The organism is Microbacterium salitolerans, from assembly GCF_019720895.1.
In the GTDB taxonomy this organism is placed as follows: domain Bacteria; phylum Actinomycetota; class Actinomycetes; order Actinomycetales; family Microbacteriaceae; genus Microbacterium.
The window spans coordinates 468,811-482,816 of record NZ_JAHKSH010000004.1 but is presented as its reverse complement, the minus strand read 5'-3'; the positions used below and the strand labels follow the sequence as shown (position 1 = coordinate 482,816).

Sequence of the window (14,006 nt, the reverse complement as noted above, 5' to 3'; positions counted from 1 at the left end):
CGCGACACGAGGAAGAGGAATCCGATGAAGTGGCTCAACACACCGGCTCACGCGCGATGGCTCGAAGCCGAAGCGGATCGCACGTTCGAGTTCGGCCGCGGCGCGAAGGTGCCGACCGGATTCGGCTGGCTGAACAACCAGGGCGTGGTGCGCGACGACAAGAACACCGAGCTGTGGATCACCAGTCGGATGGTGCACGTGTACTCTCTCGCGGCGCTGATGGGGCGGCCCGGCGCCGGCGCGCTGGTCGACCACGGCATCCGGGCGCTGAACGGCCCGCTGCACGATGACGTCAACGGCGGCTGGTTCGCCGAGGTGAACGCGGACGGGCCGGTCGATACCTCGAAGCCCGGCTACGCGCACTGCTTCGTGCTGCTCGGCGCCGCCAGCGCATCCGCCGCGGGGCGGCCCGGTGCCCGCGAGCTGCTGGACCGCGCCATCGAGCTGTTCGAACGTCGCTTCTGGGACGACGAGAACCAGATCAGCCTCGAGTCGTGGGACGCCGCGTTCACCGAGACCGAGGCGTACCGCGGCGGCAACGTGAACATGCATGCGGTCGAGGCCTTCCTCGTGGTCGCGGACGTGACAGGCGACGACGTCTGGCTCCACCGCGCCCTCGAGATCAGCCGGAAGATCATCCACGAGGTCGCTCGGAACAACGAGTACCGCGTCGTCGAGCACTTCGACGAGACCCTCACCCCACTGTTCGAGTACAACTCGGACAATCGCGCCCACCGATTCCGGGCCTACGGCGGCACCCCCGGGCACTGGACCGAATGGGCGCGCCTGCTGCTCTCGCTGCGCCAGTCGCTGCTGAACCGCGGCCTCGACGCGCCGGATTGGCTGGTCGAGGACGCGACGGGCGTGTTCCGCGCCGCGGTGCGCGACGCCTGGGAGCCGGACGGCAACCCGGGCTTCGTGTACTCGGTCGGCTGGGATGGCGAACCCGTCGTCCGCGAGCGGATCCGGTGGGTCGTCGTCGAGGCGATGGGAGGGGCCTCCGCCCTGTACAGCGTCACGGGCGACGACGAGTACGAGCAGTGGTACCAGCGCTTCTGGGACTACGCCAAGGAGCACCTCATCGACACCGAGAACGGCTCGTGGTGGCAGGAGCTCTCTCCGGAGAACGTCGTCTCGACCGAAGTGTGGGACGGCAAGCCCGATATCTACCATCTGATGCACTGCCTGATCGTCCCGCGCCTCCCGCTCGCACCCGCCATGGCACCGGCGCTCGCCGCGGGCCTCCTCGACACGGTGACCTCGTGACCACGCCCCGGGCGGTCTTCGCGGGAGTCGCGACGGAGGACTCCATCGCTCTCGTCGACCGGTACCCGGATGCCGACGAGCGCGTGGTCGCGGACGGCATGGTGTTCGGCGGGGGAGGGCCGGCCGCGACGGCCGCCGTGGCGGCGCAGCGGCTCGGCGTTCCGAGTGCCGTGATCGCAGCCGTCGGCGACGACGAGGCCGGCGACCGCGTGCGCGCCCGGCTGGCGGCGGAAGGCGTCGACGTCTCGGGACTCGTGGCGGTCCCCGGAGCCGAGACCTCGCGCAGCATCGTCATCGTCAGTGGCCGCGAGCGCACACGCGCGATCGTCAATCGTGTCGGCCCGCGACTCGATCTCTCCCACGCATCGCGCGCGCAGGAGCTGATCTCCGGGGCCGCATGGGTGCACGTCGACCAGCATGGCTGGCAGGCGGTGCGAGACCTGCGCGACCGGATCCCCGGTCCGCGTCTCTCGATCGACGCCGGCAACGAGATCCCGGGGCTCGCTCTCGACGGCACGGCGCTCTTCGCCCCGACCCGCGAGGCGCTCGAACGCCGCTACGGGGGCGAGGATCTCGACGAGAGCATGCGCCGAGCGATCGACGAGGGCGCGGACGCCGTCGTCGTCACCGACGGGGGCCGGGGGTCGTTCGGCCTGCGCGCGGACGGTGAGCGCGCCGCCGCCACGCCGCCGCGTGCCGACGTCGTGAGCACGCTCGGCGCCGGCGACGTCTTCCACGGCGCCCTGATCGCCGGACTGCTTCACGCGGACAGCGGCCTGCTGGACGGCGGCTTCGGCGGCGCCGTGGAGTACGCCACCACCGTCGCGACGCTGTCGTGCCGAGGCCTCGACGGCCGGACGCGCATCCCCGACCACGACGAGACCATCCGGGCGCTGGCTCGCTGAGCCCGCCCCCTGCTCATCGACTTCGACGACAAGGACGACGACATGACCGACATCCAGATCGAGACCGACCCCCTCGCGCCCCTGCGACGCCCGTCCGGAGCGTTCGCGATGCTCGCGGTCGACCAGCGCGAGGCGCTGCGCAACATGCTCGCCGAGCACACCGAAGGTCGCGTCACCGATGATGACCTCCTCGACTTCAAGCTCACCGCGGCGCGCGTGCTGACGCCGCTGGCCTCTGCCGTCCTCATCGACCGCCAGTTCGCTCTCGATCAGGCCATCGAACAGCGGGTCGTCGATCCGTCCTGCGGGCTGATCGGATCCGCCGACCATTTCGAGCCGGCGCACGGCGAGCTCGTCGGGCGCGTGACGATCGATCGGCTCATCGATGCACACGACCTCAAGCGCCGCGGTGCCGTCGCGCTGAAGCTGCTGGTGCTCTGGCGCCCGGACGAGGCGCCGGAGGAGCGGATCGCGATGACGCGCGAGTTCATCCACATCTGCCGCGACGCCGGGCTCGCGAGCATCATCGAGCCGGTCTCCCGTGCCCCGATCTCCGGCGGTGACTGGGACTGGAACGACGGCGTGCATCGCGCGGCCGAGGAGCTCGGCTCGCTCGGAGCCGACCTGTACAAGGCGGAGATGCCGATGCGCGGCAGCGGCGACGTCGCGGTGCTGCGAGCCGAGTGCACGCGCCTGACCGAGGCGATCGACGGCCCCTGGGTGATTCTGTCGTCCGGCGTCGCGCCGGACGTGTTCCCGGACGCCGTGCGGATCGCCTGCGAGCAGGGTGCCTCCGGCTTCCTCGCCGGGCGCGCCGTGTGGGCGCCGTCGCTGGGCGCCGACGACGTGCCGGCGGATCTGGCGACGAACGCCGTCGATCGGCTGAGGCGACTCGTCGACGTCGCGGACGGAGCGCTCGCCCGATAGCGGGCGCCCGCCGATCATTCCCCCAACAAAGGAGTTGCGGACAATGTCATCGCTACAGAATTGGCGCCCGACCCGGCGCCAGCTGTTCGGCCTCACGGGCGCCGTCGGCCTCGGTGCGCTGCTGGCCTCGTGCGCCGCACCGGGCACCACGATCCAGCACGACACCACGCTCGACGCGTCGGGCGGCGTCGGCGGCGAGCTCTCCTTCGCACATTGGCGCGGCGAGGATCGCGAAGTGTTCGAGGAGCTGATCGCCCGGTTCATCGAGCAGAATCCGGATGTCCGGGTCGACCAGGACATCTCGACGTCGAACGACTATGCGGCGCAGGCGCTGCGACGCCTGCGCAGCGGGTCGATCGGCGACGTCGCCCCGGCGGGGCGAGGTGACCAGTTCGAGCAGTTCGTCGCGGCGAGCCTGTTCGCGAAGCTCGGCTCGTCGGGTCTCGTCGAGCGCTACCAGGAGAGCCTGATCGGCGCGGGCGCGAAGGGCGGCGAACAGTACGGCTTCCCGTACCAGATCGTGTTCAACGTGCCGATCGCGAACATGGATCTGCTCAGTGCGGTCGGGTATGCCGAGGCTCCGCAGGACTGGGACTCGTACCTCGACATGCTCGACAAGCTGAAGAGCCGCGGGGTCATCCCGTTCGCGATCCCGGGAGCCGACCCCGGCAACGCCGGGCAGCTGATCAATTCGATGTCGATGAACATCGCTCCGAGCGACGACATGTTCACGAAGCTCCAGTCCGGTGAGTACGCGTGCACGGACGACTGGTTCGTCGAGATGCTGCGGCGATACCAGGAACTCGGTCAGTACACGCAGGACAACGCGGCGGGCACCGCGGCAGAGCCGGCGCAGCAGATGTTCGCCACCGGCGACGCGGCGATCCTGGCGACGGGCAGCTACCACATCGCCTCGGCGCGCTCGCTCGGCGCCGAGTTCCCGATCGACTTGGTTCCCGCCATGACGAATGCTCCGGGGCAGGCGAAGTACGTCGGCGTGTACAACGCCACCTTCATCCTCGGCATCAACGCCGCGAGCGAGAACCAGGCGACGGCGCTGGCATGGCTCGAGTTCCTCAGCGACCCCGAGATCGCCGCCTACTACGGCGACAACACCGCCCAGCACACGTCGGTCGCCGGGGTGGAGTACACCAACCCCGACCTGCAGCGGCTGACGCCCTGGTTGGACAAGGACCTCTCCCTGGCGACCCGCTTCCAGTTCCTCGACCTCGACATGCGCAACTCCGTGGAGGCGGCGGGGATCGCGGCCATGACCGGCACGCCGCCGGAGCAGGCGGCCGAAGACGCACAGGTGATCGTCGACCAGCGCATCGCGGCGGCGGGGTGATGACATGACCAGCACAGAACTGATCGTGACCGGCGGCGGCACGAAGCGCCGATTCCGGCGTTCGCGACGGCGGGTCTCGCCCGCCCTCTACCTGTTCCCCCTCCCGGCGCTCGCGCTGTACCTGACCTTCTTCATCCTGCCGATGCTGCAGACCTTCCAGTACGCCACCACGAACTGGGACGGATACAGCGCCGACTTCGACTACGTCGGACTCGACAACTTCGTCCGCGCCGTCACGAACGACTCGCTGTTCGGCAACGCGCTCGCGAACAACCTGAAGTTCATGGTCGTCGTTCTCGTCGGGCAGACCGTGCTCTCCCTGATCCTGTCGGTCTTCCTGGTGAAGAACACGAAGACCAACGTCTTCCTGCGGGCGCTGTACTTCTTCCCGACGATCCTGTCGTCGGTGTCGGTCGGCTTCATCTGGAAGTTCGTCTACGACCCGAACTTCGGCGTCATCAACAGCACGCTCGATGCCGTCGGTCTCGGCGCCTGGAAGTCCTCGTTCCTCGGCGACGAGACGCAGGCCATCTTCTGGCTCGCCGTCGTGCAGATCTGGTTCCACGCCGGGATGATGATCACGATCTTCGTCGCGGGGCTGCAGGCGATCCCCGCCGAGCTGTATGAGGCGGCAGAAGTGGACGGGGCGGGACCGTGGCGCCGATTCTGGTCGGTCACCTGGCCGCTCATCGGCCCGGCGATGGCGATCGTCGTCGGCTACACCACGATCCAGTCGTTCAAGGCGTTCGACGTCGTCCTGAGCATCTCGGGCAATCCGCCGCCGAGCTCCCTCGACATCCTGTCGACGCGCATCTACTCCAGCTTCGCGAACTCCGAGTTCGGCTATGCGGCCACCGAGTCCGTGCTGTTCATCATCTTCATCCTCATCATCACCTTCACGATCCGGCGACTGCTCCGGCTCATCCAGAAGGGGGAATCATGACCGGCAGAGTCTCCCGCGCCGTCATCCTCGTCGTCTACGCGGTGCTGATCGCCGTCCCGCTCTTCGTCGTGCTGTCGGGCAGCTTCAAGACCACCTCGGAGATCTTCGAGAGCTCCTTCGCTGTGCCCACGTCGCCGAACGTCGACAACTTCGCCGAGGTGCTCACCGGGGGCAATCTGGCGGTGGCGTTCGTCAACAGCACGGTGATCACCGTGAGCTCGGTCCTGCTCACGCTGTTCATCGCGTCGCTGGCCGCGTACGGCATCTCGCGGATCCCCGGATGGAAGGGCTGGCTGCTGTTCGGGTTCATCGTGCTCGGCATGTCGGTCCCGACCCAGGCGAACATGATCCCGCAGTACATCCAGTTCGGTCAGCTGGGACTGCTCGACAGCCAGCTCGGGCTGATCCTCATCAACATCGTGTCGACGCTGCCGGTCGCCGTGTTCATCCTCGGCGGATTCATGAGGACCCTGCCGTCTGGGCTGTACGAGGCCGCAGAGATCGATGGCTCCGGCCCGTGGCGCACGTATCGATCGATCGCGATGCCCCTGTCGGCTCCCTCGATCGCGGCGACGGCGACGTTCCTGTTCGTCATGCACTGGAACGAGCTGCTGTACCCGCTGATGTTCGTGTCGTCCGACTCGAAGGCGACGCTGCCGCTTGCGCTGCTGCGGTTCCAAGGCGAGTACCTCACCAACTATCCGCTCCTGTTCGCGGGAGTCCTCCTGTCCTCCATCCCCGTCGTGATCGCGTACGTGTTCCTGCAGCGCTACTTCGTGGCCGGTATGACGAGCGGTGCGGTCAAGGGATGACCACGGACATGACACGAAAGGCGACTGCCATGCACACGGAAACCACTCTCATCGACGGCGAATGGTCGGCGCTCGACGCGCGTCGCCGCGTGACCGCCCCGGGAACGGGGGAGACGGTCGGCACCGTGTGCTGGGGGAGCGCCGACGACGCTCGCCGTGCCGCGGACGCCGCGGCACGCGCCTTCGACGCGTGGGCGAGCCTGCCGGGCCGGCAGCGCGCGGACATCCTGCTGCGGGCCGCGGAGCTGCTGCGGGAGCGCACCGACGAGATCGCGCCGATCCTCGCGGCAGAGGCGGGCAAGCGCCTGCCGGAGGCGGTCGGCGAGCTCGGCTTCTCAGCCGAGTACATCCGGTGGTTCGCCGAGGAGGTGCGGCGGCCCCAGGGCAGCGTCTTCTCCCAGGAGGACGGCGCACGCCGGCACCTCAGCACGCGCAGGGCCGCGGGCGTCGTCGTGAGCCTGACGTCGTGGAACTTCCCCTGTTCGCTGCAGGCGCGCAAGCTTGCGCCCGCCCTCGCGGCCGGCTGTCCCGTGGTGGTTCGGGTGTCGGAGCGCGCTCCGCTCGCGGTCACCGAGCTCATCCGCGCGTTCAGCGATGCGGGCGTGCCCGCGGGCGTGCTCGGCCTGGTGCACGGCCCGTCGCGCGAGATCACCGACGCGCTGCTCGAGCACCCCGCCGTGCGCGTGGTCACCTTCACCGGCTCGACGTCGGTCGGCCGCGCGATCATGGCGAAGGCGTCCGAGCGCGTCGTGCGCCCGCTGCTCGAGCTCGGCGGCGACGCGGGGTTCGTCGTGTTCGACGACGCCGACATCGATCAGGCCGTCGAGGCGGCCGTCCTGGCGAAGACACGCAACACAGGGCAATCCTGCGTCGGCGCGAACCGCTTCCTCGTGCAGGCGGGCGTCCATGATGAGTTCGTCGCGAAGCTCGCACGCCGGCTCGACGCGATGTCGATCGGCGACGGGCTGGCGGAGCCGACACCGGATCTCGGGCCCATGATCGACGCGAAGGGCGTGCAGGCGGTGAACGACATCGTCGCCGATGCGGTCGCGCGCGGCGCGGTGGAGGCGACGACCCCGCGCGACGTCCCGGAGACGGGGCACTTCGTGCGCCCGATGCTGTTCACGGACGTCCCGGACGACGCGCGCCTGGCGCGCGAGGAGGTCTTCGGTCCGGTCGCCGGCGTATTCCGGTTCGACACGGAGGACGAGGCCGTCTCTCAGGCCAACAGCACCGAGATGGGGCTGGCATCGTACGTCTTCTCGCGCGATGCGTCGCGATGCTGGCGGGTCGCCGACCGACTCGAAGCCGGTATCGTCGGCATCAACGATCCGCTGCCTTCGGTGGCATTCGCCCCGATGGGCGGCGTCAAGCAGTCGGGCCTCGGCCGCGAGGGCTCCGCTCTCGGTCTCGACGAGTTCACCGAACCGAAGTATCTGGCGTGGCGAGTCTGACATGACGAGCAGGAAGCACCCGAACACGACGAATGAGTGAATGGCTGCCGCTGACGGCGCTGGGTCTCGCGGTCTTCCTCGGAACGGCGACCCAGCGGATCTCGGGGATGGGCTTCGCGCTCGTCGCGTCCCCGTTCCTCGTCGTGCTCCTCGGCCCGTTCGAGGGTGTGCTGGTCGTCAACGTCTTCGGGGCGCTGACGGCGCTCGTGGTGCTGGTCTCCGTCTGGCGTCGCGTCGAGGGCAGGCGCGCGCTGCTGCTGCTCGTGCCGGCGGTCATCGCCACCGTGCCGGGCGCGATCGTGGCGAGCCTCGTCCCGGCCGGACTTCTCACCCTCATCATCGGCGTGCTGACGGTGGTGGCGCTGTGCGCGAGCCTCTTCGCGCGGGGCAGCGTCCGGATGATGGGCCGGGGTGGCGCGATCGCCGCCGGCGCGGCGTCCGGGTTCATGAACGTCACCGCGGGCGTCGGCGGGCCCGCCATCTCGGCCTACGCGATCGCGACCAGATGGCCGCAGCCCGCGTTCGCGGCGACCGTGCAGCTGTACTTCTTCGTGCTCGGAGCCGCGTCCCTGGCCGCCAAATGGGCTCTTCCCTCCCTGTCCTGGCAGCAGTGGGTCGTGTGCGGCGGCGCTGTCGGACTCGGGGTCGCCGCCGGTACCCTGCTCGCGAAGGTGGTCGGGCCGAAGGCGGCCAGGATCATGGTCATCGTGCTCGCCTTCGCCGGCGCGATCGCCGTCATCGCGCAGGGGGTCGCGCGAGTGCTGGCCGTAAACTGACGTAAATGCCCGGCGGCGGTCTCCGTCTCGCTCACGGGCAGAAGGTGAGAAGTTAGGGTGCCTGGTCCCGAAGGTCTGTCGTCTCGGCAGCGTGCGATCGTGCAGGACCTCAAGGAGCGCGGGTTCGTCTCGACGACGGAGCTCGCGGCCACGTACGAGGTGTCCGACATGACGATCCGACGCGATGCGCGTCGACTCGCCCAGACAGGAGCCGCGCGCTCCGTGCACGGCGGTCTCATGCTGCCGCACGGCACGATGCACGGCGTCGGCTTCGCCGCGCGCGCCGGGGAGGACGCCGAGGCGAAGCGCCGGATCGCGGCGGCGTGCGTGACGCTCATCTCCTCCTCCGAGCGTGTGTTCGTGGATGCGGGGACCACCGCGTACGCCGTGGCCAGCGCGCTGCCGCAGTCGTTCTCCGGCACGCTCATCACACACTCGGCGCCGGTGATGCAGGCCGCTCTGCATCTCCCGAACGCCCGGACGATCGCGCTCGGCGGGGAGCTGCTCCACGACAGTCAGGCCTTCGTCGGCGACATGGCGATCGCGAACCTCGAGGGTCTGCGCGCCGAGACCGCCTTCATCGCCGTCGCGGGCGTCGACTCCCGCGGGCTGTACATCGAGCGCAACCTCGAGCTGTCCACGAAGCTGGCGATCATGGCGGCGGCCGATCGCGTGGTGCTGATCGCGTCGCACGGGAAGATGGGGCGCACCGACCTTGTGCGCCTCGGCGACTACCGAGATATCGACATGCTCGTCACCGATCGCCGACCGCCCGACGCGATCGCGGCGGCGCTCACCGCGGCGGGCACAGAACTCGTCCTCGCGCCGTAGACGCGGCCCTCTGAGCTCAGGTCGCGTCCCAGAGCGCGCGGTAGTACGCGATCCGCTCCACGTCGGGCTCCACGCCGTAGGCGTCCCAGAACACCGCCTCGTCGTACGCGTCGTAGTTCCAGGCGAGCGACATCGTCGTGACCGCGAGGTCGGCCCAGCGGTCGGCGACGCCGACGCGGCCGAGGTCGACGTGCGCGAGGAACCGTCCGTCGTGTCCGAGGAGCGTGTTCGGCGCGCACGCGTCGCCGTGGCAGACGACGAGGCGATCGATCACCGGGGCGGCGGGCACGGTCGACGACGCATGCGGCAGGCGGGTCTCCACGCCCCAGTCGAACGGGCAGTCCCGCGTCGGCAGAGCGTGCAGCACGCGCAGCCCCTCCGCGATCGCACGGAGAGCGGTGTCGGGATCCGCCGTCCAGATCGTGTCGACCGCCGACAGCCCCGGAAGGGCGCGCGTCACGAGGAGCTCGCCGTCGTCGGACGCGACGTGCTCCACGAGCTCCGGCGCCGGGTGGCGTCCCGCGAGCCAGTGGATCCGCTCCGCCTCGGCGGCGAGGGACTCGACGGACCCCGCCGGATTCCACTTGAGGAACAGCGGATCCGCGCCGTGGGTGCGCCCCGTGAGGCCACCCGCCTCGTTCGCCCATACGAGCGTGACGGGGCCGCCCGCGTGCGCCGTCATCGACGGCGGGACGGGCGTGCCGCGGGGAGGAGGGCCGGCGACCATGCGACCAGTGTGCCAGGAGCCCCGCGACGGCCGTCGCATTGCTACTGTGAGCGGCATGACGGAGCAGAGGAGCTTCTCGACCGGCTACGTCGACACCGCGCGCTCGTGGTTCGACGAGGTGCTGCGCGCCGCGCGCGACGTGCACGTGATCGGCGAGCGTCGGGCGGCGGAGGGCATCCTGCTCTCGCTCGATCGATGGTTCATCGACCGCGCGGTGGTGACCCGAGAGCCGAGCCCGCTGACCGAGCTCACCATGGTCGTCGGCGCGATCCTGGGCGACGACGTGCTGCGGCGCGTGGACTCGGGCGTCTACCTCGAGGAGGCGTCGGTGCTGCACAACCCGCTCGGTGCGCACATCACGCTGACGTTCGACGACGCCGGGCGCCTCGGCCGCGCGGTCCTCGCCGCGATCCCCACGCATGCAGGAGACGACGCTCCCGGCGAGATCTGAGAGCCGACGGCAGGTGCCGGGCGTACCCTGGTGCGCGATGACGAACGACTTCCCGAAGCCCGTGTTCCGGCCCTCCGATACGTTCGACCGGCTCTTCGAATCCGAGGACCCGGCCGAGGTGTCGCGCGCCGCCCATTCGACCGCGGCGACGCTGCTGGCTCGAGTGCGTGAGGAAGCGGATCCGGATGTCGTCGATCGCCTCATCGGATTCACGTCCGAGCATGGCATCGACGACATCGCGCAGCTGTGGTCGCGCTCGCCGGCCAAGACGCTGCCCGGAGTGCTGTGGCGCCTCTACCTCGTGCAGGTGAGCATCCATCAGGATCCGCATTCCGCCGCGCTGCTCTATGAACGGGGAAGCCACGAGTTGCACACGGGCGACGCGGTCGTCGCGGGGGCGCCGACCCCGGCCACGCCGAGCGAGCTCGTCGCGCTCGTCGACACGATCCTCCGCGGCGCGTTCACGGGCGACTTCGCCGTCGCGCTCGACCGTACGGCGGCGTTCTGCCGTGTGCAGGCCTCGGGTGCCGCGCACCTCGCCGATGACCATGAGCAGACGGAGCCCGAGCGCGCCACGACCCTCACGACGCGCGCCCTGCGGCTCACGAGCTTCGCCGACGACCTGTCTGCGGCCGCGCGCATGTGGCGCCGCGGCGATCTGGCGTGACCGGCTCCTCCTTGCCCGTCGACGGCGGGACGCCAGACGCGCGACGGCCGCGTCGTCTTCGGCGCGCGCTCATATGGGCGGGTTCGATCGTGGGCGCGCTGATCGTCGGCGGAGCCGTCGCCCTGGTCATCTGGAGCCAGGTCGGGGTGATGGGCGCCGAGGAGGCGCCGCTCGCGGAGGTCACGGAGGACGCCTCGATCGACTACGACGACGGCGACGCCGCGATCACGATGGCGCCCGCTGACGGCGCCTCGGAGGCGGGGTACGTGTTCTACCCCGGAGCCAAGGTCGACGCTGCGGCCTACGCGAATCGGCTCGCCGACCTCGTGCGCGACGAGGGGATGACCGTCGTGATCGTGCGCCCCTGGCTGAACCTCGCGTTCTTCGACCTGCGTCCGCTCGACGACTTCACGGCGCTCGCGCCCGACGTCGACACCTGGGCTGTCGGCGGCCACTCCCTCGGAGGTGTGCGCTCGTGTCAGCTGGCAGGCGACGCCGATGCGCTGATCCTGTTCGCGTCGTACTGCGCGACGGACCTGTCGGGATCCGGCCTTCCGGTCCTCAGCCTGAGCGGCAGCGAGGACGGGCTGTCGACGCCCGACAAGATCGCCGAGGCGGCTGACCAGCTGCCGTCCGACGCGGTGTTCGACGAGATCGACGGGGCCGCGCACGCATCGTTCGGGGACTACGGCGACCAGCCGGGCGACGGCGAGGCGACGATCCCCGACGAGGAGATGAACGCGCGCGTCGAGGGGGCCGTCGCCGAGCTCTTCGACGGCGTCGGCGGGTGACGGCCGGCGCGCGCAGGCACGAAGGTGCCGGGCCGCAGAAAACGCCTCTCGGCGGAAGGCCGCTCGAAGCGGCAAGTGTTGGAGCCCGGGGTTTTGACTGCGACCCGGCACGATCCAGTGTAACGACGAGGGCCCGGGGAGCATTCCCCAGGCCCTCAGAATTCGCTCAGAGCGAGCGGATCACCCGAAGCGACCCGAGACGTAGTCCTCCGTCGCCTTGACCTGCGGCGCCGTGAAGATCTTCGTCGTGTCGTCGTACTCGATGAGCTTGCCGGGCTTGCCCGTTCCGGCGATGTTGAAGAACGCCGTCTTGTCGCTCACGCGCGACGCCTGCTGCATGTTGTGCGTGACGATCACAACCGTGTACTCGTTCTTCATCTCGGCGATGAGCTCCTCGATCGCGAAGGTCGAGATCGGGTCGAGCGCCGAGCACGGCTCGTCCATGAGGATCACGTCGGGGGAGACCGCGATCGCACGTGCGATGCACAGACGCTGCTGCTGACCGCCCGACAGACCGGACCCCGGCTTCTCGAGGCGGTCCTTCACCTCGTTCCAGAGATTCGCGCCGCGCAGCGACTTCTCGACCAGGGCCTCCTGGTCGCTTTTCGACATGCGCGTGTTGTTGAGCTTCACGCCCGCGAGCACATTGTCGCGGATTGACATCGTGGGGAACGGGTTGGGGCGCTGGAACACCATGCCCACCTGCCGACGCACGAGAACCGGGTCGACGTCGGAGCCGTAGAGGTTCTTGCCGTCGATGAGGACCTCGCCCTCGACGCGCGCGCGGGGGATGACCTCGTGCATGCGGTTGAGGGTGCGGAGGAACGTGGACTTGCCGCAGCCGGACGGGCCGATGAAGGCCGTCACGGAACGCGGCTGGATGTCGATGTTGACGCCCTCCACAGCGAGGAAATCGCCGTAGTAGACGTTGAGGTCGTTGACTTCGATGCTCTTGGACACCTGAGGGATCCTTCTTCTTTTCGGCTCGAGAACAGTATGCGACGGCGCGTCAGCGGCCGGTCATCTTCGGCGCGAACACCTTCGCGATGAGGCGCGCGAGCAGGTTGAGCACCATCACGATGACGATGAGGGTGAGGGCGGCGGCCCAGGCGCGGTCGAGGGACGCATCGGGGTTCGACGCATTCGGGTACATGTACTGCGTGTACGCGAAGACCGGCAGGGTCATCATCTGGCCGTTGTTCGACTCGAACGCGTCGAGCATGAGGTTGTGCGTGAATCCGGCGGTGAGGAGCAGGGGAGCGGTCTCGCCGATGACGCGCGCGATCGCGAGCATGATCGACGTCGTGATTCCCGCGATCGACGTGGGGAGGACGACCTTCATGATCGTCAGCCACTTCGGCACGCCGAGCGCGAACGACGCCTCGCGCAGTTCGTTCGGGACGATGCGGAGCATCTCCTCGGATCCGCGCACGACGACGGGGATCATGAGCACACTGAGCGCCAGGGCGCCCATGATGCCCATGCGGATGCCCGGCCCGAAGATCAGCGCGAAGACCGAGTAGATGAACAGACCCGCGACGATCGAGGGGATGCCCGTCATGACGTCGACGAAGAACGTGATCGCCTTCGACAGGCGGTTTCCCGCGCCGTACTCGACGAGGTAGATCGCCGTCATCAGACCGATCGGAACCGAGATCACGGTCGCGAGGGCCGTGATGATGATGGTTCCCCAGATGGCGTGCACGGCGCCGCCGCCGGCATCGAGCACGTTGCGCATCGAGTAGCTGAAGAACTCGGCGTCGAAGCGCGCGATGCCGCTCGAGACGACGGTCCAGAGCACGGAGGCGAGGGGCAGGCAGGCCAGCCCGAACGCGAACGCGACGAGGGCCGTCATCAGCCGGTCGATCGCGTGGCGGCGGCTCTCGGCGATTCCGGAGACGACGAGGACGAGCGCGATGTACAGCACCATGCCGAAGAAGAGGGTTCCGGCGATGTTGAACTCGGCGATGTCGCCGCTGGCATTCGCGACGATGAAGACGATGGCCGCGATGGTCATCGATCCGGCGAACAGGGCCCAGGGGACCCATTTCGGGAGGTGCCCGGCCGTGAGGGCGACGTTCTTCTCGGGTGCGGTTGTCGTGGTCATG

15 protein-coding genes are annotated in these 14,006 nt (G+C 69.2%); 12 read left to right on the top strand and 3 right to left on the bottom strand.

Annotation, left to right across the window (positions count from 1 at the left end):
* Positions 1-24: 24 nt before the first annotated feature.
* The 9 genes from KOL93_RS11680 to KOL93_RS11640 are packed head-to-tail and all read left to right on the top strand — an operon-like array spanning position 25 to position 9,262.
* Complete coding sequence (locus KOL93_RS11680; protein WP_221585527.1) at positions 25-1,266, top strand: AGE family epimerase/isomerase; 1,242 nt, start codon at positions 25-27, stop codon at positions 1,264-1,266.
* The gene (locus tag KOL93_RS11675; RefSeq protein ID WP_221585526.1) at positions 1,263-2,171 is read left to right on the top strand and encodes a carbohydrate kinase family protein; all 909 of its coding nucleotides are present in this window, start codon (positions 1,263-1,265) and stop codon (positions 2,169-2,171) included. The genes KOL93_RS11680 and KOL93_RS11675 overlap by 4 nt, the downstream gene beginning before the upstream one ends.
* A 42-nt stretch (positions 2,172-2,213) precedes the next feature.
* A complete protein-coding gene (locus KOL93_RS11670) occupies positions 2,214-3,098 on the top strand; it encodes an aldolase (protein WP_221585525.1) in 885 nt (294 codons plus the stop codon).
* A 43-nt stretch (positions 3,099-3,141) separates the two neighbouring features.
* Positions 3,142-4,446 (top strand): ABC transporter substrate-binding protein, encoded by a 1,305-nt coding sequence (locus KOL93_RS11665; RefSeq protein WP_221585524.1) that lies wholly within the window; start codon positions 3,142-3,144, stop codon positions 4,444-4,446.
* A 4-nt stretch (positions 4,447-4,450) separates the two neighbouring features.
* The gene (locus tag KOL93_RS11660; RefSeq protein ID WP_221585523.1) at positions 4,451-5,389 is read left to right on the top strand and encodes a carbohydrate ABC transporter permease; all 939 of its coding nucleotides are present in this window, start codon (positions 4,451-4,453) and stop codon (positions 5,387-5,389) included.
* Entirely contained in the window at positions 5,386-6,201 is an 816-nt protein-coding gene (locus KOL93_RS11655) for a carbohydrate ABC transporter permease (RefSeq protein WP_221585522.1), read from the top strand. The genes KOL93_RS11660 and KOL93_RS11655 overlap by 4 nt, the downstream gene beginning before the upstream one ends.
* 29 nt (positions 6,202-6,230) lie before the next feature.
* Positions 6,231-7,655: an NAD-dependent succinate-semialdehyde dehydrogenase gene (locus KOL93_RS11650; protein ID WP_221585521.1), complete on the top strand. Its 1,425-nt coding sequence runs from the start codon at positions 6,231-6,233 to the stop codon at positions 7,653-7,655.
* 32 nt (positions 7,656-7,687) lie between these two features.
* Positions 7,688-8,431 carry a sulfite exporter TauE/SafE family protein gene (locus tag KOL93_RS11645; RefSeq protein ID WP_221585520.1) on the top strand — a complete coding sequence of 248 codons (744 nt, stop codon included), beginning with the start codon at positions 7,688-7,690 and terminating at the stop codon, positions 8,429-8,431.
* A gap of 57 nt (positions 8,432-8,488) precedes the next feature.
* Positions 8,489-9,262 carry a DeoR/GlpR family DNA-binding transcription regulator gene (locus tag KOL93_RS11640; RefSeq protein ID WP_221585519.1) on the top strand — a complete coding sequence of 258 codons (774 nt, stop codon included), beginning with the start codon at positions 8,489-8,491 and terminating at the stop codon, positions 9,260-9,262.
* Positions 9,263-9,278: 16 nt separating this feature from the next.
* Here KOL93_RS11640 and KOL93_RS11635 read toward each other — a convergent pair whose 3' ends face one another.
* On the bottom strand, positions 9,279-9,989 hold the full coding sequence (locus KOL93_RS11635; protein ID WP_221585518.1) for an aminoglycoside 3'-phosphotransferase: 711 nt from the start codon (positions 9,987-9,989) through the stop codon (positions 9,279-9,281).
* Positions 9,990-10,044: 55 nt separating this feature from the next.
* Here KOL93_RS11635 and KOL93_RS11630 point away from each other — a divergent pair, with 55 nt between their 5' ends.
* The 3 genes from KOL93_RS11630 (at position 10,045) to KOL93_RS11620 (ending at position 11,898) form a co-directional block, all read left to right on the top strand.
* Complete coding sequence (locus KOL93_RS11630) at positions 10,045-10,440, top strand: hypothetical protein (protein ID WP_221585517.1); 396 nt, start codon at positions 10,045-10,047, stop codon at positions 10,438-10,440.
* A gap of 37 nt (positions 10,441-10,477) precedes the next feature.
* Positions 10,478-11,107, top strand: coding sequence for a DNA-directed RNA polymerase subunit beta (locus tag KOL93_RS11625; protein WP_221585516.1), 630 nt, complete (start codon positions 10,478-10,480; stop codon positions 11,105-11,107).
* Positions 11,108-11,196: 89 nt separating this feature from the next.
* Positions 11,197-11,898 (top strand): alpha/beta hydrolase, encoded by a 702-nt coding sequence (locus tag KOL93_RS11620; protein WP_308291626.1) that lies wholly within the window; start codon positions 11,197-11,199, stop codon positions 11,896-11,898.
* Between the two features lie 180 nt (positions 11,899-12,078).
* Here the strand turns inward: KOL93_RS11620 and pstB are convergent, their stop codons facing one another.
* Both pstB and pstA read right to left on the bottom strand, forming a co-directional pair.
* Positions 12,079-12,858 carry a phosphate ABC transporter ATP-binding protein PstB gene (pstB, locus tag KOL93_RS11615; RefSeq protein WP_221585515.1) on the bottom strand — a complete coding sequence of 260 codons (780 nt, stop codon included), beginning with the start codon at positions 12,856-12,858 and terminating at the stop codon, positions 12,079-12,081.
* A gap of 49 nt (positions 12,859-12,907) precedes the next feature.
* Complete coding sequence (pstA, locus tag KOL93_RS11610; RefSeq protein WP_221585514.1) at positions 12,908-14,005, bottom strand: phosphate ABC transporter permease PstA; 1,098 nt, start codon at positions 14,003-14,005, stop codon at positions 12,908-12,910.
* Position 14,006: the final 1 nt, after the last annotated feature.

What these genes read in the sequence shown, in the direction of transcription:
- KOL93_RS11680 (WP_221585527.1), top strand. Translation starts at nt 25, where the DNA reads ATGAAGTGGCTCAACACACCGGCTCACGCGCGATGGCTCGAAGCCGAA.
- KOL93_RS11670 (WP_221585525.1), top strand. Translation starts at nt 2,214, where the DNA reads ATGACCGACATCCAGATCGAGACCGACCCCCTCGCGCCCCTGCGACGC.
- KOL93_RS11665 (WP_221585524.1), top strand. Translation starts at nt 3,142, where the DNA reads ATGTCATCGCTACAGAATTGGCGCCCGACCCGGCGCCAGCTGTTCGGC.
- KOL93_RS11660 (WP_221585523.1), top strand. Translation starts at nt 4,451, where the DNA reads ATGACCAGCACAGAACTGATCGTGACCGGCGGCGGCACGAAGCGCCGA.
- KOL93_RS11655 (WP_221585522.1), top strand. Translation starts at nt 5,386, where the DNA reads ATGACCGGCAGAGTCTCCCGCGCCGTCATCCTCGTCGTCTACGCGGTG.
- KOL93_RS11650 (WP_221585521.1), top strand. Translation starts at nt 6,231, where the DNA reads ATGCACACGGAAACCACTCTCATCGACGGCGAATGGTCGGCGCTCGAC.
- KOL93_RS11645 (WP_221585520.1), top strand. Translation starts at nt 7,688, where the DNA reads ATGAGTGAATGGCTGCCGCTGACGGCGCTGGGTCTCGCGGTCTTCCTC.
- KOL93_RS11635 (WP_221585518.1), bottom strand. Translation starts at nt 9,989, where the DNA reads ATGGTCGCCGGCCCTCCTCCCCGCGGCACGCCCGTCCCGCCGTCGATG.
- KOL93_RS11630 (WP_221585517.1), top strand. Translation starts at nt 10,045, where the DNA reads ATGACGGAGCAGAGGAGCTTCTCGACCGGCTACGTCGACACCGCGCGC.
- KOL93_RS11625 (WP_221585516.1), top strand. Translation starts at nt 10,478, where the DNA reads ATGACGAACGACTTCCCGAAGCCCGTGTTCCGGCCCTCCGATACGTTC.
- pstA (WP_221585514.1), bottom strand. Translation starts at nt 14,005, where the DNA reads ATGACCACGACAACCGCACCCGAGAAGAACGTCGCCCTCACGGCCGGG.